23 protein-coding genes, 1 tRNA gene, 1 pseudogene and 1 riboswitch are annotated in these 19,679 nt (G+C 46.1%); of the genes and pseudogenes, 19 read left to right on the forward strand and 6 right to left on the reverse strand.

Going from position 1 to position 19,679, the window contains the following annotated elements:
• Nucleotides 1-16: 16 nt before the first annotated feature.
• From urtC to urtE, 3 genes are read left to right on the forward strand one after another with little or no spacing between them, the layout of a single operon-like run.
• Nucleotides 17-1,111, forward strand: a complete 1,095-nt coding sequence (gene urtC, locus BLV50_RS13325) for an urea ABC transporter permease subunit UrtC (RefSeq protein WP_090808161.1) — start codon at nucleotides 17-19, stop codon at nucleotides 1,109-1,111.
• Entirely contained in the window at nucleotides 1,074-1,883 is an 810-nt protein-coding gene (gene urtD, locus BLV50_RS13330; RefSeq protein ID WP_072734291.1) for an urea ABC transporter ATP-binding protein UrtD, read from the forward strand. The genes urtC and urtD overlap by 38 nt, the downstream gene beginning before the upstream one ends.
• Nucleotides 1,861-2,556 (forward strand): urea ABC transporter ATP-binding subunit UrtE, encoded by a 696-nt coding sequence (gene urtE, locus BLV50_RS13335; protein WP_090808163.1) that lies wholly within the window; start codon nucleotides 1,861-1,863, stop codon nucleotides 2,554-2,556. The genes urtD and urtE overlap by 23 nt, the downstream gene beginning before the upstream one ends.
• Nucleotides 2,557-2,581: 25 nt before the next feature.
• Here urtE and BLV50_RS13340 read toward each other — a convergent pair whose 3' ends face one another.
• The 3 genes from BLV50_RS13340 to BLV50_RS13350 form a co-directional block, all read right to left on the reverse strand.
• Nucleotides 2,582-3,235, reverse strand: coding sequence for a nitrogen regulation protein NR(II) (locus BLV50_RS13340; protein ID WP_063564424.1), 654 nt, complete (start codon nucleotides 3,233-3,235; stop codon nucleotides 2,582-2,584).
• A 27-nt stretch (nucleotides 3,236-3,262) separates the two neighbouring features.
• Complete coding sequence (locus tag BLV50_RS13345; RefSeq protein ID WP_063564423.1) at nucleotides 3,263-3,466, reverse strand: hypothetical protein; 204 nt, start codon at nucleotides 3,464-3,466, stop codon at nucleotides 3,263-3,265.
• A 275-nt stretch (nucleotides 3,467-3,741) separates the two neighbouring features.
• Complete coding sequence (locus BLV50_RS13350; protein WP_072734289.1) at nucleotides 3,742-4,443, reverse strand: urease accessory protein UreF; 702 nt, start codon at nucleotides 4,441-4,443, stop codon at nucleotides 3,742-3,744.
• A gap of 420 nt (nucleotides 4,444-4,863) precedes the next feature.
• Here BLV50_RS13350 and BLV50_RS13355 point away from each other — a divergent pair.
• Both BLV50_RS13355 and BLV50_RS33790 read left to right on the forward strand, forming a co-directional pair.
• Nucleotides 4,864-4,946, forward strand: a tRNA-Leu gene (locus BLV50_RS13355).
• A gap of 108 nt (nucleotides 4,947-5,054) precedes the next feature.
• Nucleotides 5,055-5,120, forward strand: a pseudogene (locus BLV50_RS33790) (hypothetical protein); the annotation flags it as partial.
• On the opposite strand, the gene BLV50_RS13360 reads toward BLV50_RS33790, so the two are convergent.
• Nucleotides 5,099-5,575: a glutathione peroxidase gene (locus tag BLV50_RS13360; protein WP_090808167.1), complete on the reverse strand. Its 477-nt coding sequence runs from the start codon at nucleotides 5,573-5,575 to the stop codon at nucleotides 5,099-5,101. The pseudogene BLV50_RS33790 and the gene BLV50_RS13360 sit on opposite strands and share 22 nt — an antisense overlap.
• Nucleotides 5,576-5,942: 367 nt before the next feature.
• A riboswitch (cyclic di-AMP (ydaO/yuaA leader) is annotated at nucleotides 5,943-6,118 on the forward strand.
• A 120-nt stretch (nucleotides 6,119-6,238) separates the two neighbouring features.
• Here BLV50_RS13360 and BLV50_RS13365 point away from each other — a divergent pair.
• Together BLV50_RS13365 and BLV50_RS13370 are read left to right on the forward strand one after the other, a co-directional pair.
• The gene (locus tag BLV50_RS13365; RefSeq protein WP_024629322.1) at nucleotides 6,239-6,634 is read left to right on the forward strand and encodes an HAD family hydrolase; all 396 of its coding nucleotides are present in this window, start codon (nucleotides 6,239-6,241) and stop codon (nucleotides 6,632-6,634) included.
• 165 nt (nucleotides 6,635-6,799) lie between these two features.
• Nucleotides 6,800-7,492 (forward strand): HAD family hydrolase, encoded by a 693-nt coding sequence (locus BLV50_RS13370; protein WP_161490571.1) that lies wholly within the window; start codon nucleotides 6,800-6,802, stop codon nucleotides 7,490-7,492.
• Between the two features lie 140 nt (nucleotides 7,493-7,632).
• On the opposite strand, the gene BLV50_RS13375 is transcribed toward BLV50_RS13370, so the two are convergent.
• The gene (locus BLV50_RS13375) at nucleotides 7,633-8,928 is read right to left on the reverse strand and encodes an Nramp family divalent metal transporter (protein WP_063564630.1); all 1,296 of its coding nucleotides are present in this window, start codon (nucleotides 8,926-8,928) and stop codon (nucleotides 7,633-7,635) included.
• A 446-nt stretch (nucleotides 8,929-9,374) separates the two neighbouring features.
• Here BLV50_RS13375 and BLV50_RS13380 point away from each other — a divergent pair, with 446 nt between their 5' ends.
• The 6 genes from BLV50_RS13380 to BLV50_RS13405 all read left to right on the forward strand — a co-directional run bounded on the left by BLV50_RS13380 (nucleotide 9,375) and on the right by BLV50_RS13405 (nucleotide 13,474).
• A complete protein-coding gene (locus tag BLV50_RS13380) occupies nucleotides 9,375-9,794 on the forward strand; it encodes an organic hydroperoxide resistance protein (RefSeq protein ID WP_063564421.1) in 420 nt (139 codons plus the stop codon).
• Between the two features lie 205 nt (nucleotides 9,795-9,999).
• On the forward strand, nucleotides 10,000-10,245 hold the full coding sequence (locus tag BLV50_RS13385; protein ID WP_024629326.1) for a zinc ribbon domain-containing protein: 246 nt from the start codon (nucleotides 10,000-10,002) through the stop codon (nucleotides 10,243-10,245).
• Between the two features lie 98 nt (nucleotides 10,246-10,343).
• Complete coding sequence (locus BLV50_RS13390) at nucleotides 10,344-10,622, forward strand: hypothetical protein (protein ID WP_024629327.1); 279 nt, start codon at nucleotides 10,344-10,346, stop codon at nucleotides 10,620-10,622.
• 143 nt (nucleotides 10,623-10,765) lie between these two features.
• A complete protein-coding gene (locus BLV50_RS13395; RefSeq protein ID WP_063564420.1) occupies nucleotides 10,766-11,188 on the forward strand; it encodes a thiol-disulfide oxidoreductase DCC family protein in 423 nt (140 codons plus the stop codon).
• Between the two features lie 99 nt (nucleotides 11,189-11,287).
• A complete protein-coding gene (locus BLV50_RS13400; protein WP_090808169.1) occupies nucleotides 11,288-12,151 on the forward strand; it encodes a DUF6612 family protein in 864 nt (287 codons plus the stop codon).
• A gap of 939 nt (nucleotides 12,152-13,090) precedes the next feature.
• The gene (locus BLV50_RS13405; protein WP_079695288.1) at nucleotides 13,091-13,474 is read left to right on the forward strand and encodes a VOC family protein; all 384 of its coding nucleotides are present in this window, start codon (nucleotides 13,091-13,093) and stop codon (nucleotides 13,472-13,474) included.
• 285 nt (nucleotides 13,475-13,759) lie between these two features.
• Here the strand turns inward: BLV50_RS13405 and BLV50_RS13410 are convergent, their stop codons facing one another.
• On the reverse strand, nucleotides 13,760-14,098 hold the full coding sequence (locus tag BLV50_RS13410; RefSeq protein ID WP_090808171.1) for a BLB8/JUQZ-1 family protein: 339 nt from the start codon (nucleotides 14,096-14,098) through the stop codon (nucleotides 13,760-13,762).
• A gap of 485 nt (nucleotides 14,099-14,583) precedes the next feature.
• Between BLV50_RS13410 and BLV50_RS13415 the strand changes: the two genes are divergently transcribed.
• The 6 genes from BLV50_RS13415 to BLV50_RS13440 are packed head-to-tail and all read left to right on the forward strand — an operon-like array spanning nucleotide 14,584 to nucleotide 19,639.
• On the forward strand, nucleotides 14,584-15,807 hold the full coding sequence (locus tag BLV50_RS13415) for a nucleotide-binding protein (RefSeq protein WP_143038121.1): 1,224 nt from the start codon (nucleotides 14,584-14,586) through the stop codon (nucleotides 15,805-15,807).
• Nucleotides 15,807-17,108 carry a TadA family conjugal transfer-associated ATPase gene (locus BLV50_RS13420; protein WP_371129248.1) on the forward strand — a complete coding sequence of 434 codons (1,302 nt, stop codon included), beginning with the start codon at nucleotides 15,807-15,809 and terminating at the stop codon, nucleotides 17,106-17,108. Before BLV50_RS13415 ends, BLV50_RS13420 begins: the two co-directional genes overlap by 1 nt.
• A gap of 19 nt (nucleotides 17,109-17,127) precedes the next feature.
• Nucleotides 17,128-17,895: a type II secretion system F family protein gene (locus tag BLV50_RS13425; protein WP_072734284.1), complete on the forward strand. Its 768-nt coding sequence runs from the start codon at nucleotides 17,128-17,130 to the stop codon at nucleotides 17,893-17,895.
• A gap of 12 nt (nucleotides 17,896-17,907) precedes the next feature.
• Nucleotides 17,908-18,777, forward strand: a complete 870-nt coding sequence (locus BLV50_RS13430; RefSeq protein WP_090808177.1) for a type II secretion system F family protein — start codon at nucleotides 17,908-17,910, stop codon at nucleotides 18,775-18,777.
• 12 nt (nucleotides 18,778-18,789) lie between these two features.
• Nucleotides 18,790-18,981, forward strand: a complete 192-nt coding sequence (locus tag BLV50_RS13435; protein ID WP_064639984.1) for a Flp1 family type IVb pilin — start codon at nucleotides 18,790-18,792, stop codon at nucleotides 18,979-18,981.
• Nucleotides 18,962-19,639 carry a TadE/TadG family type IV pilus assembly protein gene (locus BLV50_RS13440; protein WP_090808179.1) on the forward strand — a complete coding sequence of 226 codons (678 nt, stop codon included), beginning with the start codon at nucleotides 18,962-18,964 and terminating at the stop codon, nucleotides 19,637-19,639. The genes BLV50_RS13435 and BLV50_RS13440 overlap by 20 nt, the downstream gene beginning before the upstream one ends.
• Nucleotides 19,640-19,679 lie beyond the last annotated feature (40 nt).

Below are 19,679 nucleotides of genomic sequence, written 5' to 3' on the forward strand. Positions count from 1 at the left end.
CGAAGAAGGGGGTTATATGATGTCGGCACTTCTCAAGACGGGTAGTCTGAAAATGAAGATCATCTGGGCGGTTGTCCTGATCATGATGTGTCTGGCTCCACTCATTTCCACGGAATTCCGGCTTAGTCTATTGGCGAAATTCCTGGCACTGGCCATTCTGGCGATCGGTCTGGATTTGATCTGGGGATATGGAGGGGTGCTTAGTCTGGGCCATGGTGTATTCTTCGGACTTGGTGGGTACGCCATGGCGATGTATCTGAAGCTGCAAGCCAGCGGTACAACACTTCCAGACTTTATGGGATGGAGTGGTCTTAGTGGTCTGCCGTGGTTCTGGGAGCCGTTCAGGTCATTCCCAGTGGCGCTATTGCTGGGCATTGCCCTTCCGGCATTGCTGGCCTTTACCCTGGGGTGGTTCACATTCCGTAACCGGATCACCGGTGTGTATTTTACAATCCTGACCCAAGCGTTAGTCCTCATTACCGTAACGTTATTTGTGGGCAAACAGGAATGGACGGGGGGGACCAATGGTATAACGGGATATAACGCGATCTTTGGTTTTACCCTTCATTCGGCAGGGACAACGATTGCTCTCTACTATATAACGCTTGCTGTTCTGGTGCTCGCCTACCTGCTTTGTCGCCGGGTTGTGAACAGCAGGTTTGGTCAGGTGCTTGAAGCTGCGCGGGATGGGGAGAATCGGGTTCGCTTTCTTGGCTATGACCCGGCAGGGTTCAAGACGCTGGCTTTCGCCCTTTCCGGAGCGTTGGCGGGAATCGCAGGTATGTTATTTGTGCTCCAGGTAGGGATCATCTCACCTTCCATGATGGGAATCGTGCCATCAATTGAAATGGTATTATGGGTTGCCTTGGGCGGGCGTGGGACGCTGATTGGTGCGGTAATCGGAGCTGTGGTACTGAACGCAGCCAAAACGGGCATCAGTGAAGCTTATCCGGAAGGTTGGTTGTTTGTCATTGGTGGGCTCTTTGTAACAGTGGTCTTGTTCATGCCGAATGGACTTGTTGGTGTATATCGTCATGTGGTGCGCTTGCTGAAACGGAGAGGAGAGGTTGTGCATGTTCCAGTCAGTCAGGAAAAACCAAAAGTCTACTGACGTTCCGGTAGTTCTGGTCGCCGAGGAAATCACGGTGGCATTTGGCGGTTTTGTTGCGGTCAAAGGTATGGATCTGAAGCTGCATGAACATGATCTGCATTTTCTGATCGGCCCCAATGGTGCTGGAAAAACAACGATGCTGGATGTGATTTGCGGCAAAACCAAGCCCTTGTCCGGTACAGTGAAGATGGCGGATGGTACGGATCTGACACGTCTGAAGGAGCACCAGATTGCTCGAAAAGGGGTAGGGCGCAAGTTCCAGGCTCCATCGATCTTTGCTGGTCTGACCGTGCAGGAGAACCTGACGCTGGCTGCGGAGACTCGTCGTTCTCCTTTACAGGCTCTGGGTATTCAACGGTATTCAAAAATAAGTCCGGCAATGGAGCAGATTACGCTCCAGGTTGGTCTGCAGGACCGTGTGGACGCACGTGCAGGTGCTCTATCACATGGGGAAAAGCAGTGGCTTGAGATTGGCATGCTACTGCTGCAGGAACCCCGTGTATTGCTGCTGGATGAACCGGCAGCGGGGATGACGGACGAAGAAACACACAAGACGGGTCGCCTACTGCAGGAGATTGCGCGAGAAAGGTCTGTTGTGGTAGTGGAGCATGATATGGAATTCGTCCGCGAGTATGCAGCCAAAGTGACGGTGATGCATGAAGGCAAACTTCTTAAGGAAGGTACGATGGCGGAAGTGCAGGAAGATCCGAGAGTGGCTGAAGTGTACCTGGGCAAAAGGAGGGATGACCATGCTGTCGCTGCAACGAATTGAGTCCGGCTATGGGGAAAGTAATGTGCTGCGCGGTGTGAATCTGGATGTCGAGCCAGGTCAGGTAGTATGCCTGATGGGGCGTAATGGTGTAGGGAAAACCACCTTGATGAAGACGTTGATGGGGCTTCTTAAAACGCGCAAGGGAAGTATTCAGTGGAAAGGTCAGGAATTATCCACCCACGATCCGGCCAAACGGGCCAGGTCGGGGATTGGATATGTGCCGCAGGGGCGGGAAATATTCCCGCAGCTTACGGTAAAAGAAAATCTGTTGCTGGGTCTGGAGACGAGTGCTGCAGGGGTGAAGACGTTCCCAGAGGATGTGCTAGCGATGTTTCCGGTGCTTGCCACGATGTATGGGCGGCAGGGTGGTGATTTGAGTGGTGGGCAGCAACAGCAGTTGGCATTTGCCCGCGCGCTGGCTTCTCGGCCGGGATTATTGCTTCTGGATGAACCGACAGAAGGTATTCAGCCTTCCATCGTAGAGGACATCCGGCAGGTCATTTTGCAAATTAAGGAAAAGGATGAGATCTCCATCTTGCTGGTGGAGCAAAGCATTGATTTTGTACGCGGTGCTGCAGATTATATCTATGTAATGGACAAAGGGGCAATTGCACTGCAAGGAAAACCGCGAGAGCTGGATATGTCGCAGTTTGAGCACCATCTGTCTGTGTAGCTAAGGTTCATGGCGTAGGATGAGTTCAGGAGCGCTTGTCCAGAATGTTGGAGTACTTCGGATATAGTCTTCGGATGCAATCCGGGCAGATATCATGAGTGAATTCGGCATGGGTGTGCTTCTCCAAATAACTTTCAACAGAGTTCCAGCTGTCCTGTTCATCCTTAATCTGTTTGCAGACAGCGCAGATGGGAAGCAGTCCACGCAAAGTGCGCACTTCAGACAGAGCCTTCTTCAATTGGCGTTCTGTCTGTTTCTGTTCGGTAACATCCGTGTGTGCAATCAGTGCAAGATCAGACAGCAGGGATGGGTCGGCCTGAATCAATGGGGTGAGTTCCATACGGAACCATCGCTGTTCGCTGTGAGCAGTTTGAACGGAGATATCGTATGTATAACTGTCTTTAAAAGGTGCAGTGATACTTTTCAACTCCTGAACAATCTTCGCATTTTTTGCTTTCTCCTCGCGTAATGTCCACCCCTCTACAAGATGAAGGTAATGAGGCGGTTCAGGTGCTGTTCTGGAGGGGCTTGTTACGCTCTGTTTGGGAAGCAGTTGCCCAAGTCCATGTTGCCAAGCGGTGTTGCAGCTTCGAATGATCCAGTTGTGATCGACGATGATAAGTTGGTGTTGAATGGACTGGAACGATAATCTCTCCAGATCGGATATTAAGTATCTCATGAAATGAGCTCCTCCTTGGCAGAAATCTTATCTTAAATCATCTGGAATTTCCAAGATGTCTGCGACCTGGTTCCTGAACCGGGTTGCTTTGCGGGTACCGTGAATGAGATTGGACAGACGATATGGCGGAATGCCATACTGTTCACAAAATGTCTTTTGGTCGACCTGGAGTTCGGTTAGTCGTCGTTTAATGGCCCATCCGAAAGGAGTCACAGGTTTCTTTTTGTTCAAAAGGGTTCACCCCTCGTTGGAATGTAGTGTTCAGCTGGTTATTCTTGGTGTAAAATATATAGATATGCGAGCTGTATGTTTTATTATATACGCATTTGCGTCATCTAACAATTAAAAAAGACGGAAATAAGTGTATTTTAATATGTTAAATGGCGTAAATGCGTTAAATAGACAAAATAAATGACATAAAAAACACGCCAGCAATGAGGTTGCGGCGTGTTTTTTTATATTTTACTGTGTGAGGGTGGGTTGTGTGAAGAAAAAGGGGATGGGAATTAGGCTCTGTATGCGTGAAGCCCTGCTCCAAGCATGTGAAAGCTTGGAAACAACGTTTTCATGGACAATGAGGTCGGTTGTACCGGTCCATCCGCAGCGGAGGCGCTGACGGTATCCCATTCATGCTCCAGGTCTGCGGCCAGGCGAACCAGCAGGTCCTGGGTTGTATCGGTGTTAAGGGGAATCACTTTGGAGGCTTCGGTTATGCAGGCACTCATGGCTGAATGCAGATAACCAAGGACCGCCTCCTCGACAGGGATTTCGAGGTGGTGGTTAATCCAGGCGTGAACAGTGGGGAGACAGCCAACAGATTCATACTTAGCCAGCGTTTGTTCGAGATGGCTAAAATCAATCCAGGGGTGTAGTGCGCGAGCTAGCTTAATTAGTCGTTTGCCCATAATGGAGGCATGTTCTCTAAGATTGACTGGGGTGCGCTGGACATGAACGAGTTTGTCGATGAGGGCTGTACGCCATGCGTCCTTGTGATCTGCGGCGGTGTATATGCCTTTAATCGCCATACCTTCCAGACGCACGATGCTGGGATGCAATTGACAGCGCATGAATGATTCGAGATCTTCAACACTACGAATGGTACCTTCAGCGATATGGGCATCCATACCGAAGGAATGGGTGAACCCTCCGACCTGGATAGAGGAATCAAGCAGTTTGACATAATCGAGCAGCTTATTCCCACGGTTCACAATCTTTCGCCTCCTACGTTCGTTAAATGTTATGTTAAATAACATTTATACTCCTTTTTGGTTCGCTTTATGTTTGTAAATCCGAATTATATGATATATATATTCACATAAATATCCGCTTTTTGTCAATAGTTTCTTTGTTTTTTGAATATTAAATCTAATTAGTGTTATTTTATATAACTTTATGAGTTACTTTATACTAAGGGATATGAAGGATGGTAATACAAATAAAGTAGAGTGATCGGCCTAATCGGGTATACAAACGGGATTAAATTTAATCATATGCACTTCGTAGGAGAAAATGACGAGATTATACGATTTATGGAAGGAAAAGCGCAGTTAAAATGATATTAAGAAAAATGCTTTACTTTTAAACATGAACCGGGTATAATCAATTTTGTTGCCGATTATTTACGACATGCGGTCGTGGTGGAATGGCAGACACGCTATCTTGAGGGGGTAGTGGGTGTATACCCGTGGAGGTTCGAGTCCTCTCGACCGCATGATAAGAACGATAAAGAAGAAGCTTCCCGTATGGGAAGCTTCTTCTTTTTTTGTTTTATTTACAGTACAGATGGGCCAGACAAAAAAAGGTCACCCGTTTCCCCTGAATGCATGCTCATTCTGTCTGCTGGGGTCGGATGGCCTTTACTTGTTATTTAAGCAATTCTTTGATGTCCGCTTCAATTTTATCAGGTGTTGTTTTGGGAGCATACCGTTTCAGAACACGTCCGTTCTGATCCACAAGGAATTTGGTGAAGTTCCATTTGATGGCTTTGGAGCCGAGTACGCCTGGTGCTTCTTTGGTAAGGTGCTGGAATAGAGGGTGAGCGCTTGAACCATTCACATCGATCTTCTCAAACATCGGGAAGCTAACACGATAGTTCATCTGGCAGAACTCGGCAATATCATCAGAAGAGCCTTTTTCCTGTGCAAACTGGTTGCTTGGAAAACCAAGAACTTCGAATGGGGAGTCTTTAAACTTATCCTGAAGCTCTTGCAGACCTTTGAATTGAGGTGTGAGGCCGCATTGGCTTGCTGTATTCACGATAAGCAGTACTTTGTCACGATAGTTGGACATTTCAACTTCCTGACCGCGAAGGGTGTTTACTTTGTAGTCGTAGACTGACATGAAAATCGCCTCCATTTCATATTCTTCTTTCTTCTATTATATTGATTACAATTAAATAATGCAAAATTAATATTGCTTTTTTAACTCAATTTGAAGCTGTCGTGTATGATCTGTGACTGATTTGCTACCTGAATTTCGCTAAAGAGAGAATTAGAGAGCTTTGATGAGATGGGTAGAGAATGGATACGTTGTAAGCGCTATTATTGATGTGAAATGGCAAAAATCCGTCGATTCGGTGATCTGCGCAGACTTTACACCAATATGGCACGGGTGTATGATTCATATCGTAATTCCAATTTAAATTAAATTTTACATGAAAAACGAAACAAACGATAATATCGCTCTGATTAATGATTATAAAAGAACGATGTTTTAATCGCTGAGTTTCCATTCATTCATGGGTGGGAAACGGGGGAACCAACAGGATGAACTGTCCAAGACAGTAGGCATCCATGGGGTGAATTTTCCGGTGACAGCCGGAAATAGGGCGACTCTCGCGCCCGAATCCGTCAGCTAACCTCGTAAGCGTTAAAGGGAGAGGCAACAAGCCGTACGCTGGTTCATAGTGTCTTTTTGCTATGGATTATTGAAGAAGCGTCCGGGAGGCCTTGGTCCCCCACGCTTCTTTTTTGTTGTCTTTTCACGCCAAGGGAGGAACGAATGATGGATAAAGAGATGATCTTAGTGACTGCTCCAAATGAAGCAGGACGTAAATTTATCAAATTGCTGATGTACAAAAAAATGCCGTTTGCCGTTCTGACCAACAGTGCAGGGGAAGAGCGCAGGCTCCGGAGAATCGGTGTGGAGCATGTCATTCGCATGAACACAGCTGCTGCTCAGAAATGGTTTTTGCCGCAAGGTAGTGTCGGCAATGTTTTTATTTTTGAAAATAGCCTAAACCTGACCTGTCGATATTTGCAGATCTGCCGCTCCTGGACATCCAAGTCCCTGTGTGTCATTACGGAACAAAGCCACCCCAAAGGGATCTATCGGGGAATGGGAGCAGACCGTATTGTATATTCCTTGAATGGGGAAGTTGGGTTTCTACTGAATGGCTAGTGGCTAGTACTATTCCTGTGATTGATCCAGTGTCAGCTGCCTGTTATAATTGAAATCATAAATAAACGGAATCTTGAGGAGACTCATGCATGATGGTGGGTCTTCTTTTTTATGGTTTGGGAAATAGGGATATGGATTTCCTGTGGCTAACGAGGAGGAATAGGCGTGCCGGATGTACGTGGAATACAATGGTTGTTCTTTGATGTGGGGGATACGCTCGTGGACGAATGGGAGCCGGTAGATGATATTATCGGTCAGTTCGTTCGTGAAGCTTGTGCGCTTGGTTATCAGGTGGAGATGCAGACGGTGCGAGATATATTTGCCGCCTCCTACCGAAATTACGAGCAATGGCCGATGAAATTGGCTATTCGTACCCTTATCAGCGATGAGGGGCACCGGGAACAGATACAGGAGAAGCTGAAGTTCCGCAAAGAGCTTGAGCGCCCCTTTGCGTCAGCCGACGCTGTTCTCCAGACGTTGTCGCAACACTATAAGATTGGTATCATTGCCAATCAGAGTCCGGGGACGGAAAATCGGCTGGATAGCTACGGCTTGCGCAAGTATGTGGATGTGCTGGCCTGTTCGGCTGAAGAAGGAGTGTCCAAGCCTGATCCTGAATTGTATGCTGTAGCGTTGAAACAGGCGGGATGCAAACCTGAGGAAGCGGTCATGATCGGCGACAGGATTGATAATGATATTATTCCGGCTAAGAAGCTGGGTATGCACACGATCCGGATTTTGCAGGGTTATGGCAGATTCCAGCCGGAGCTTGCGGATGCAGAGCGTCCAGACTGGACTATTGAATCACTGGAGGAACTTCTTCCTTTGTTAATGGTAACTCAAAATTCAGACAACTAAATAAGAGCAGTATTTATGATCTATTCGGTATAATTAGGCTGCTGCTCTAACATATAAAAGGCTGATCGTCTCAAGGGGTACGTTACTTGAGTTGATCAGCCTTTTTGAGTTAGACAAAATACGGCGTAATTCCGTTTAACCTAGAACAACAGAATGGTCTGGATAATCAGATACACATTCAGGACAACGATAACTCCGGCAATGATCCAGGAGATGATTTTGAGCCACAGCTTGTTGGCAAAAGCCCCCATGCTTTTTTTGTCACTCGTAAACATTACCAGCGGAATGACGGCAAAGGGTAGCTGCAGAGACAGCACAACCTGGCTAAGAATCAACAGTTCTTCTGTTCCGTGCTCTCCAGCAATGGCTGTTACGATGACGGCCGGGATGATAGCGATCAGACGTGTAACCAGTCGACGAAGCCACGCTGGAATACGAATGTTCAGGAAGCCTTCCATTACAATCTGTCCGGACAACGTGCCGGTGAGTGTTGAGTTTTGGCCTGAAGCCAGCAGGGCTACACCGAACAGGATGCTGGCGATGGTGGTTCCCAGCAGAGGTGTCAACAGATGGTAAGCATCTGTAATTTCCGCCACCTGGGTCATACCCGCACTATGAAACACGGCAGCAGACACAATCAGGATGGCTGCATTAATGAACAGAGCTAGCGTTAAAGCGATGGTTGAATCCATGGTGGAATACAGAATCGCTTCTTTTTTTCCTTTTGGCGTCTGTTCAATCTGACGGGTCTGCACAATGGAAGAATGCAGATACAGATTATGGGGCATGACGGTTGCACCGATAATCCCGATGGCGATGTAGAGCATAGCCGGATTTTGCAAAATCTCGACATTCGGTACGAAACCATGCATGACGCCACCCATATCTGGTTTAGCGAGAAACAGGTCAATCCCGAAGCAGAGGGCGATGGTAGCCATCAGTACAATTACGAGGGATTCCAATGCGCGAAAGCCTTTATTTTGCAGCAAAAGAATGACCAGTACATCGACAGCGGTAATAATGACGCCGTATAACATGGGGATGTTGAACAGCAGCTTGAGCGCGATGGCTGAACCAATAACCTCGGCAAGGTCGGTGGCTGCAATCGCAAGCTCACACAAAATCCATAACACGATTACAACAGGCATGCTAAATCGTTCGCGGCAGGCTTGCGCCAAATCCCGTCCTGTGACAATCCCGAGCTTGCCAGCGAGAGACTGTAACACAACTGCCATTAAGTTCGAAATCAGAATAACGGACAATAACGTATAACCGAATTGTGAACCACCCGCAATATCCGTTGCCCAGTTCCCAGGATCCATATATCCAACGGCAACGAGGTAACCCGGTCCAACAAAAGCAAGGAACTTTTTCCACCAAGCAGCGTTCTGAGGCACCTTCATGGAGCTGTGGGCTTCCCCGAGAGATGGGGCCATGCCCGCAGCCAATGGCTCATTTGAAGGAGTGTTGAACGGATTTTTTTTACTCATAATATAATCACCCGACTTTGAAGTATTGATATTCTATATGAAGAGGAACGGTGTCATTCCTTTGATTAAATTGGAACATTGAAACCAAAATCTTAAAAGCGTAATTAAACGACTTCACATATGTCTAAACGTTTATGTTGATACTTACATTGTACTCCTTCAATTATTTTTGTCTAGTGCAACTTTTGTGTATGAGGACAAAAATTACCGGAGAGTGAATTGTGCCTTAGTATATTACCCAACCCTGGATAAATTACCTGTGTTCATCCCCAATGCATGAAAAAGATAAAGATGTAAAAGCTGAATAAGGAGCAACAACGTTTCAAAATGAGCCAGAAGTTTAAATTGAATTGTAGGCAACAAAAAACTTAAAGGTGAAGGAGAGATTCTTAATGGAAGCTTTATATACAGCAACAGCGACAGTTAAAGGTGGACGTACAGGTTCGGTGGCTTCTTCGGATGGCGTGCTCAAGCATGATCTGAAAATGCCAAAAGAACTTGGAGGCTCCGGTGGTGAAGGAACCAATCCTGAGCAGCTCTTTGCAGCGGGATACGGTGCATGTTATGAAAGTGCTCTTGCCAATGTGGCACGCAAAGCAGGCGTGAAATTGGAGAATGTGGTGGTCACAAGTAATGTATCCATCGGCAAAGATCCGGCAGATGATGGTTTCCAACTGTCTGTACGTTTGGATGTGAGCATGCCTGGCGTGGATCACAGTCAAGCAGAGGATCTTGCACGCAAGGCACATGATTTCTGTCCTTACTCCAAAGCAACACGCGGCAATATTGATGTGGTACTTAATGTAGTTTAAGACCTGACTCGTAGGAGTAAAGGGAACATATAGAGCAGGGTATCTTTGGATACCTGATGTTCGAGTACAAGACCCTGCTGGCCTTCGGCAGGGTTTTGTATTTTATAATACAGATGAGATGCAGGAGATTGCATGTTGAACAGCGTACTATTTTACATAATCTACTCTTGCTTGAAGTCATACATTCGAATAAGGGGGAACGACAATGAGTATTGAAGAGATGATAGAACGACGATTTGTATGTACCAAATGCAGGGGTACGGATTGCAATATTAAGGAAGTATCCATGTCAGGAGCAGGACTTAGCAAAATGTTTGATATTCAGCACAATCATTATCTCTTCGTCGCCTGTTCTTCCTGTGGATATGTAGAAGTATTCGATCCGGATGTGTTGAAAGGGAAAAAACAGGGTCAGGTGGGTACCATTCTTGATATTCTATTTGGTGGGTAAATGTGCGTGAGTTGACATCGAACTAAAATTTCTTTAATATGATTTAGTACTAAGAAGTGTCAATGCATGAACCAAATTTGAATTAACAGGTGATATCCATGTCTTATAGACCGCGTATTGCAAATTTAGAATTAGCTAGTGGCAACAAGGAAGACGGATTGTATGAATTTAAAATGAAATTGGTAGACGGTACACAATGCCGTGTATTCTACTCCCATTCCCCGGAATGGAAGCTGACCAATATCAGCCGTCTACAGAAAACACCTTGTCCGGTATGTCGCAAAGATTTCATTTGCAAATGCATGGACCAGTGGGCTGGTGACCTGCACCAACAGATGATCGACGACCAATGGATGGAAAAGGCAATTGCCGAGTAATTGCCAAAACAGATACGAGCGTGGGCATAGAGCCTGCGCTCTTTTTCTATTTTCCGTTTTACTTAAATAAAATGTGAAAAAGCGACCGAGATGACTCAAAACGGGTAAGTTATGCTAATAGCACACATGAGGAGGCCACGATTATGACAGTAAATCAAACGGATCAGCATCAGGGACACCCGATTGTGCTTGTGGACGGAGTCTGTCATTTCTGCCAAGGATTAACGAAGTGGATTATCAAGCGTGACCCTGAGGGGAAATATCATTTTGCATCACTCCAATCGGATGTAGCGAAAAAATTGCTGGAGAAGGGCAATCTGTCCACGGACAGCATGGATACTTTTGTACTCATTGAGGATGGAAAATATTATACACGTTCAACCGCAGCGCTGCGTCTGGCCAAAGGTTTGAAATTCCCTTATCCATTATTGTACGTGTTGATTATTGTACCGAAATTTATTCGAAATGCCATATATAACACTGTAGCTCGCAACCGATATCGCTGGTTCGGTAAAGATGAAGCGTGCATGCTGCCTACACCTGAAATTAAGGATCGATTCCTTTGAAAGGCTGAAGTGTGACATATTTTATCGGTGACGATTGATTAATAACGGAAATAATTGGGTAATGAGTACGGATCAACTCTATTTTGGGAGGCAAATAACTTGAAGAAGTGGACTACATTAATTATTGGGGCATTATTAGCGGTAAGCATGACAGCTTGCGGAAGCGATGCAGATAACAGTACAGCAACGCCGCCAGCTGGAAACGAAACGTCTAACGAGGGGAATACAACTGCGGAGCAGGAGACAAAGATCCCTACATTGGACGAGTTAATTGAGAAAACGAATGCAGCTACTAAAGATATGAAAAGCTTCACTACGGAAGCCAATATCGATCAAAATTTGAAACTGGTGGCTGGTGAGCAGTCCCAGGATCAACAGGTGAAAACATCACTGAAGATGGATATCATCAAAGATCCGATGATGATCTATCAGGAGATGAAAATGGAAATGTCCGGACAGGAAGCGCAGAATGTGAAGCAGTACATCACTTCGGATAAGATTTATTCGCAGGTGGGGAACCAGTGGGTCAAAATTCCTGACGAGCAAACGAAACCACTGATTGAGCAGATGCAGGCAAGCATGAATCCGGAAGGTGAGCTGGAGCAATTCAAAAAGATTGCCGAAGACACCAAAATTACGGAAGAAGGCGACAACTACGTCATTAACGCTGACGTATCCGGTGATAACGTGAAGGAACTGGCCAAAGCGGTTATGGAGCAAAATGGATCGGATGCCCAAACTCAAGCGATGCTTGATCAAATGAATATTACCAGCATGAAAATGAAATATATGATCAACAAAGAAACCTACCTGCCTGCAAGTACGGATGTCAACATGGTTATGAATATGGAGCAGGAAGGACAGAAAATCTCGATGGACATGAAGATGACCAGTACGTTCTCTAACCATAATGGCGTGAAAGAGATCAAGATCCCGCAAGAAGCATTGGATAGTGCTAAATAAAAAGCGTTCGGATAAGCAGGTATGATTCTCTCTGATGAGAAGTTAGCCTGGTAAAGCTGCTATGATGTGGATATTCTGGAGAAGGCACTTCTGATATGAATTTGTGTGAACCGACAGGTTCGCTGAATTCAATCAGGGGTGTTTTTCTTTTTTTGTATGCATTGTGGTTATAGTATTAACAAACGGGTGAGCAGTAGCGGCTTCCATATGGGTAGTGATAAGCCTATAGACTACAGATTGCGTATTTTAGGCATAATTTCGCTTTGGCACATGATTGATCGAGCGGCGAAGTTGCATCTCTTACTTCCGCAGCTCTTCTAAGCCTTCTGCGTAGCGCACAGGCTGCCAAATTCGTTGTCTCGAAGATGAGGACTGGGAATGACTGAGGTCCCTGACGGAGCGTTTAAGCATCATAGCAACCAGATAGGTCAGAGGATTTCCTCAAATATGACTGACAGAAGCTCTCTCCCTTGGTCATACAGGGTTCGGTTGTAGACGACGTTAAGACTGATTATCCTGGCTGTATCCTCATCCTGGAAGTATCGGCGTTCGAGAACCGTCTTCCCCACTGCTACGTATTGAAAAAAAATCTATTCGAGCTTCTTCCTGGCCAAGAAAGCCAGAGTAAATGTCCCACGTAGCGCAACATACCACAACAAACAGATCGTCAGCGAAGAAAGTCTCGATGGCAATCCCTGCGTGCCGTTCGGTCCGCCGCACGACTTATCACCGGAATTAGGGGAACTGGGCACGCTTCATTATGGCTTTCGCAGCTAGTTGTTGCGAAGGCAGGTCCATAGCTGCTCTATTTTTTGCTTTTTCTGAACTTTTTTCCCTTGGCGAAAGCGCTTGGATTTTCTACAATAGTTATGTAAGCGGTTGAATTTAGAGTTGGTGGGAAGCTGAAGAAAGTCTATTTCAGGGAAGAAGGTCGAAGAAATGATTGAATATGCACATATACACCACGTGAGTCTGGCTGTACGTAATTTGGAGGTTGCGAAGAAATTCTATTCCGGTTTGCTTCGCATGCAGGAGATTGAACGTCCGCCTTTCAACTCCACGGGCACCTGGTACGCCATTGGTAGTCAACAGCTTCATCTATTACAGCATCCGCAGGGACATACGCTTCGTGAGGCTGGCATTGATACAACAGATGGACATTTTGCGATCTGGGTGAAGAGTTACAAGGAGACTTTGGTCTGGCTGGAACAGCAGGGAATTGAATATGAGGCAAGACCAGATAGTGTTGCAGGGTTCGCCCAAATTTTTGTGCTTGATCCTGACCGCAATATTATTGAGTTTGATGCACCTTATCATTCTTGATTTTTTTGAAATAGGGGACAAAGAGATAATAGAAGAACGATTTTATTTTATAATTTTTAAATACCATTTAATTCTAAATTGAGAGTTATTGATAAAATAGTACTTATGGGATTCGCCTTCCATATACTGCATGTTAGTGCGGGTATTGGATGGCGGTTTTTTTCGAGGAAGGGAATTAGAATAAAGGTCTAATAAATTTACTTTTCTAAAATTTATTAAAATATATTACATAAATTATCATAGGAAAGAGGGGATGAATTAGATCCCCTCTGATTAAGTATGAGTTTATCGTACAGTGACAGTGTAGAGTACAGTATCACCGTTAGGTAAATAACCAACTACTGTACAAACTCCAGGTGACAAACCAATTATTAATCCTTGTTGATTTAAATAAATACCGCCATAGTCCCCGCTAATCCAAAAGTTGGAGCCAGCAACTGTAATGCTCTCGCCAACTCTCAAACTAATAGGAACAGAAATTTGATCTGCAAGAGTTATTACATTGGACGTTTCTGCAGAAGTAGCACTAGGGCTTGGTGTAGTAGCAGTAGCCGCGAAAGATGTAGAACCAACAGTGAAGCACGCAACGACAGTTAATAGACCAGTAATAAGTTTCTTTTTCATCGTTATCATCCTCTCATATTTGGAATACAACTCTATTATATAGAAAATATATCCAATAGTAAACTATATTCGGAAAATAAAGTATTTTATTGGATGAATATTATGTGAACCAAGTATTAATTTTGAAATACTCAATTTTGTGAAACTGATAATGATAATTGATTTATTTCACATCAAATTGATAAAAATATAAGCTATCGTAATTAACTATTACGAACAGGGATAAGGAATAGAATGCAAATCGAACAATACTTTGTTAGACAAGGAAATGGTATAACAAATGGATACATTGTGATCTGGATGACCAGCTATAAGGAGTAGGAGATTAGTTGAAGTTGAATAAATCCCTTGCTCCCCCAGAAATTGTATGCTATATTATCCATACATTCATAGCACGTGACGGAAGCACCGTCCATACACTGCATATTTTTGCGGTTATTGGACGGTGCTTTTTTGTGCTTTTTTTTGCAGGGAGGGGAGAAGAATTGATTGTTCTTAAGGCAGTGCTGGCTTCTAAAGACAGAGAGTATATCAGCGCCTGGCTTGATTTTGTACAAGGCAGCCCGTCCGGCTCCAGTATACGATTTACCGCCTTTTCACAATGGGAAGCGTTCAGGGATCACATGAACGAACAGGAAGGCAGGGAACTGCCGGACCTGGTGATTGCGGAACCGGAATTTCTGAACAGCTGGCTGAGTCACGGTGGCGAAACCTCGGGTATTCCATGGTTGATGCTTAGTGAAGGATTAGATGAGGTGGATGAGGATAAACGGCTGATGAAATATCAACCATTGCCTACGCTGATGGATGCTGTTCTTAATGCTTGTCGGCAGCCGCGTCGGAAGAAAACCCATCGTCCAGGACAGGAGACACTTTCTATTGGAGTTGTATCAGCTTCCGGCGGGAGTGGCAAAACTGCGGTGGCGATGCATATGGCGAAGCAGCTTGGGCTTGCAGGATATGCTGTTCTGTATCTCAATCTGGAGACGTTAGATAGCTCGATGCCGTTTCTGGAGAAAGGTCTGTCTAGAAGTGGGCAGCGTACACTCGATGCAGAAACAGGGCTGTCACGTCTTCTTTACGATTTGAAGGTGGGCAGGAAGGAATCGGGCAAACAGGGACAAGCACAGTCTTCCTCCAAAGGGGTGGACGGATATGTACTTCGTCACGAAGTGCTGAAGTCGGATGTATTCTGGCCATTATCGAATCGGAAGGAATTGCTGCAAATGTCCCGTGAGGATACGATGAGCCTTATTCGGTATTTGGCGGACTGCGGGCAATATGATGTGCTCATTCTGGATGGGGACTCAGGTTGGGATGGACGCAGTGAGGGGATTTTCGATGCTGCCGATGCATTCGTGTGGCTGGTGGAGGATGACATCTCTTCCATGCACCGCTGGGGTCAATGGATTCAGCACATGGAGCGTACGTGGCCGGATCTGCATGAAAGTGTACTGGATCGTGCCCGCTTCATTGTCAACAAGTATCGGGACAGCGTCATCAATGCTTTGCCAAGATCTGATCTGCATTTGGATGGAGTGCTGCCGTATATCCCTTCCTGGAAGCAGCTGAGTCAGGAGGAAGTGATGCTCAGCTCACCGATTTTTCAACGCGAAGTGAAGAGGCTATGCGCCATGATCGTACAGGATGGGGAAGAAGAACTGAAGCAGACAGGACGAATCCAGAAGGGTGATGGGTGGTCACTATGATGGATTCATCCAAGATGATACTGGACCGTGAAGAGCAGTTTCAGATCATGCGTCGTGAGGTCAGGGAAGGCCTGGATTTAACTTCTTCTGCGGGAGACGAAGAACTGTGGCAGGGAATCGAGCGTAAAGTACTTTCTGACCCGAAACTGGATGATCTGACCTCCGGGGAGCGTCATACGCTGGTACAACGGTTATTCGACTCCTTTCGAGGGCTGGATATTCTGCAACCCTTGGTGGATCATCCCGAAATTACGGAGATTATGATTAACAGCCACCGGGAGATTTTCGTTGAGCAGGAAGGTGAAGTCAGACAGATCACGCTGGAGTTCGAGTCCAGGGAACGACTGGAAGACATTATCCAGATGATTGTATCCGGGGTGAACCGGATTGTGAATGAGTCTTCTCCAATCGTGGATGCGCGGTTGAAAGACGGCTCTCGGGTCAATATCGTGCTGCCTCCTATTGCATTGAAGGGTCCGACTATGACGATTCGGAAATTCCCAAGTGAACCGATGAAGATGTCCGATCTGATTGGTAAAGGTGCCCTGCATGAGAAAGCGGCAGAATTGCTGCAGCAGTTGGTACGCAGCAAATACAATATTTTTATCGGCGGCGGAACCGGGTCGGGGAAAACTACTTTCCTAAATGCATTATCTCAGTTTATCCCGGCGGATGAACGGATCATCACGATTGAGGACTCTGCTGAATTGCAGATTGTTACGGTACCCAATCTGGTATCGCTGGAGACGCGTAATGCCAATACCGAGGGCAAGGGGCAAATATCTATTAGGGACCTGATCAAGTCATCCTTGCGGATGCGTCCAAATCGAATTGTCATTGGTGAGGTGCGGGGGGCAGAAGCACTGGATATGTTGCAGGCCATGAACACTGGACATGATGGCTCGTTGTCCACGGGTCACGCCAATACGATCTCCGATATGATCAGCAGATTGGAGACCATGGTGCTCAGCGGAGCGGATCTTCCCATTGCGGTTGTCCGGCAGCAGATCAGCTCGGCCATTGATATCTTTGTACATTTATCCCGGCTGCGTGATCGTTCACGTCGGGTGACCGAGATTAGCGAAGTGATTGGCATGCAGGACGGAGAAGTACTGCTCAATCCACTGTTTCGTTTCCAGGAAATCGAAGAAAAAGAAGGCAAGATTATTGGCGGACTCGTGCAAGTTGGAACACTGAGACAAGTGGATAAAATTCAGATGGCTGGGCTAGCGGAATGGTTGAACGAGTACATAGAACGCAATAGTGATGAGTTGAATGGATCGGATAACAACGTAAATTAGTTGATTTCATTGGTAGGTGATGAAGTTGGGTGAGGCCAGACAGGCGTTAACAGACTACACCGTATATACGCTTTCCCGGAGACAGCGGATTGTCTGTATGCTGATTAGTAGTTTGTTGTTCTTTGGTGTCGGTATTTTGTTCTATCATCACTGGTTGGCCGGCTTGATATTAGCTGCGGGGTGTATATGGGTACCAAAACACTGGACCAAAGTACTGCTGGAACGAAGAAGAATGACTCTCAGTTTACATTTTAAGCAGGCATTATATGCGTTATCCTCTGCGCTGGCTGCGGGAAAATCAGTAGAGAACGGTTTTAAGGAATCAGTGGAGGATCTGCGCATGCTCAATCCTGAGGCGGATACAGATCTCATTCGTGAATTCACCATTCTGAGGACGCGTATGGAATATGGTCAGCCCATTGAAGAGGCGCTGCAAGACTTCTCGGATCGGGCCAAAATTGAGGATATCACAAACTTTGCCGATGTGTTCATCACTTGTAAGCGAACGGGTGGAGATCTGGTCGAAGTGGTAAGGCGAACCTCTGCGGTGATTGGTGAGAAGCTGGATATTCAGCAGGACATCATGGTAGCGGTGGCACAGAAGAAGTTTGAATCTAAAGTGATGTTTGCCGCTCCATTTATTTTTCTGATTTTTCTAAACTTTACGGCCAAGGATTTTATGGAGCCGTTATACAGCGGGATGGGATATATGATCTCCAGCGGGGCATTGGCGTTACTTGCCTGCTGTTATTTGTGGATTACACGCATTATGGATATCAAAGTATAAGGAGCTGACACGATGCTGCTTCCCGTTATTTTCGGAGGGGTGCTCGGAGCAGGGTGGCTGGTGCTTGATCGAACGCGAGGGCAGACCTACCGACATTTGCGCAAACTGGATATGGAAGGAATACGTCTGAAGAAGCTGCATGGCCCCTTTTTGTTTTTACTGGACAAGTTCGAGGTGGGCCGCAGATTGCCTGTGCTCATGTTCCGTATGCAGCATGCCATTCAGAAAATGTATGGCATACAGCATAGTGGAGAGAAAACGATGCTCTACTGTGCTGAGATGCTGACTTATTCGTGGCTGATGTTGCTCGTAGGCTGCCTTTTGGCGCTCGTTGGGGACATGGGGCTTGGGGGTATGGTAGGTGGATTGGCACTCGGTGCTGCACTGCCCTTTGCGCTCTACAAAGATCTTAACACCAAAGTACAGCGAAGAGATCAGGACATACTCATGGAGCTGCCGGAGTTATTGAACCGAATTGTTCTGCTAGTTGGTGCGGGAGAAACGGTGCAGCGTGCCATTGTTCACTGTGCAGCCAGTCAGGGAGAACGAAATCATCCCCTCTATAATGAGCTGCGAAAGATGGTTGGGGATTGGAATAACGGTTATTCGTTTCAACAATCCTTTGAACAGTTCAGTCGCCGCTGTGGTGTACAGGAAGTGACGATTTTTACAACAACAGTGCTGCTGAATTTCCGGCGAGGGGGTGGTGACTTTGTATTGGCGCTGCGTGATCTGTCCCATGTGTTGTGGGAGAAACGCAAGGCTGTTAGTCGGGCTAAGGGAGAACAGGCTTCTTCCAAACTGGTGTTTCCGATGGTACTGATCTTTTTTTTAATTGTGGTGATGATCGGGGCACCTGCTTTTATGATGATGAATATGTAGGAGGAATTGGGGATGCTGGAATTGATGAAAAGCAAGGCAACTGGATTTTGGAAGGAAGAGGATGGGCTTGGTACGTTGGAGCTGATTCTGATCATCGGCGTTATTATCATTATTGCATTAATATTCAAGAAACAAATAACTGAACTAATTACGAGCCTCCTTAGTAAAGTGGACACGAAAAGTAATGAATTTTTCCCGGGTTAGTAGATTCAAAAAGGAAGAAGGGAGCTTCACCGTTGAAGCTTCCCTGGTCTTCCCTATTGTGTTGTTTATTCTCGTGTTACTTTTATTTTTCTCCATGTACATGTATCAGAAAACATTTTTGAACCAGCATGCGTATGCAGCTTCTGAACGTGCCGCCTACAGCTGGGATAACAGCCACAAGCAGGCGATGACAGGAGAAGTTGTTGCTGGGGAACATGACAACTTGTACTGGAGACTGACCGATGATCGATTGCTCGGAGCACTGTTTGGTTGGGTGGGAGCGGACAATGAGGTTATTGTGTCAGTACCCGCAGGAGAAGGCGGAAGTCTATCGGAAAAGAAACTGTCCCAAGCGGCACAAGGTATGCCCTCTGGCATGAACGGGACAATTGAATATCAGAACTCGCTGATCCAGCGAAAAGTAACGACTAAGCTGGAGCAGGTGATTTCTTTACCGCTGCCTTCTTTTTTATTTGATTCAGGTAACAGTGTATTAACACAAGGTTCATCTGCAGTTGTAGAGCCGACGGAATTCATCCGAACGGTGGATCTGGTCCGTTATTATGCAGCCAAGTTTAAAGGCAAGGGCGGAGCCGCAGCCAGTACTGCCGCTGAAGCGGGACAGGTTGTACAGCATTTTGGCAAAACCAAAAAATGAGGAAAGGAGGAGGAAGCACTGTTCAGAAAAAAAGACGGTG

This window comes from Paenibacillus sp. 276b, from assembly GCF_900107875.1.
GTDB classification, from domain to species: Bacteria; Bacillota; Bacilli; order Paenibacillales; family Paenibacillaceae; genus Paenibacillus; species Paenibacillus marchantiae.

What these genes read in the sequence shown, in the direction of transcription:
- BLV50_RS13360 (WP_090808167.1), bottom strand. Translation starts at nt 5,575, where the DNA reads ATGTCAGTCTACGACTACAAAGTAAACACCCTTCGCGGTCAGGAAGTT.
- BLV50_RS13365 (WP_024629322.1), top strand. Translation starts at nt 6,239, where the DNA reads ATGGATAAAGAGATGATCTTAGTGACTGCTCCAAATGAAGCAGGACGT.
- BLV50_RS13435 (WP_064639984.1), top strand. Translation starts at nt 18,790, where the DNA reads ATGCTGGAATTGATGAAAAGCAAGGCAACTGGATTTTGGAAGGAAGAG.
- BLV50_RS13440 (WP_090808179.1), top strand. Translation starts at nt 18,962, where the DNA reads ATGAATTTTTCCCGGGTTAGTAGATTCAAAAAGGAAGAAGGGAGCTTC.
- BLV50_RS13410 (WP_090808171.1), bottom strand. Translation starts at nt 14,098, where the DNA reads ATGAAAAAGAAACTTATTACTGGTCTATTAACTGTCGTTGCGTGCTTC.
- BLV50_RS13340 (WP_063564424.1), bottom strand. Translation starts at nt 3,235, where the DNA reads ATGAGATACTTAATATCCGATCTGGAGAGATTATCGTTCCAGTCCATT.
- BLV50_RS13375 (WP_063564630.1), bottom strand. Translation starts at nt 8,928, where the DNA reads ATGGCCCCATCTCTCGGGGAAGCCCACAGCTCCATGAAGGTGCCTCAG.
- BLV50_RS13395 (WP_063564420.1), top strand. Translation starts at nt 10,766, where the DNA reads ATGACAGTAAATCAAACGGATCAGCATCAGGGACACCCGATTGTGCTT.
- BLV50_RS13405 (WP_079695288.1), top strand. Translation starts at nt 13,091, where the DNA reads ATGATTGAATATGCACATATACACCACGTGAGTCTGGCTGTACGTAAT.
- BLV50_RS13430 (WP_090808177.1), top strand. Translation starts at nt 17,908, where the DNA reads ATGCTGCTTCCCGTTATTTTCGGAGGGGTGCTCGGAGCAGGGTGGCTG.
- urtE (WP_090808163.1), top strand. Translation starts at nt 1,861, where the DNA reads ATGCTGTCGCTGCAACGAATTGAGTCCGGCTATGGGGAAAGTAATGTG.
- BLV50_RS13420 (WP_371129248.1), top strand. Translation starts at nt 15,807, where the DNA reads ATGGATTCATCCAAGATGATACTGGACCGTGAAGAGCAGTTTCAGATC.
- BLV50_RS13390 (WP_024629327.1), top strand. Translation starts at nt 10,344, where the DNA reads ATGTCTTATAGACCGCGTATTGCAAATTTAGAATTAGCTAGTGGCAAC.
- BLV50_RS13380 (WP_063564421.1), top strand. Translation starts at nt 9,375, where the DNA reads ATGGAAGCTTTATATACAGCAACAGCGACAGTTAAAGGTGGACGTACA.
- urtD (WP_072734291.1), top strand. Translation starts at nt 1,074, where the DNA reads ATGTTCCAGTCAGTCAGGAAAAACCAAAAGTCTACTGACGTTCCGGTA.
- BLV50_RS13385 (WP_024629326.1), top strand. Translation starts at nt 10,000, where the DNA reads ATGAGTATTGAAGAGATGATAGAACGACGATTTGTATGTACCAAATGC.
- urtC (WP_090808161.1), top strand. Translation starts at nt 17, where the DNA reads ATGATGTCGGCACTTCTCAAGACGGGTAGTCTGAAAATGAAGATCATC.
- BLV50_RS13425 (WP_072734284.1), top strand. Translation starts at nt 17,128, where the DNA reads ATGAAGTTGGGTGAGGCCAGACAGGCGTTAACAGACTACACCGTATAT.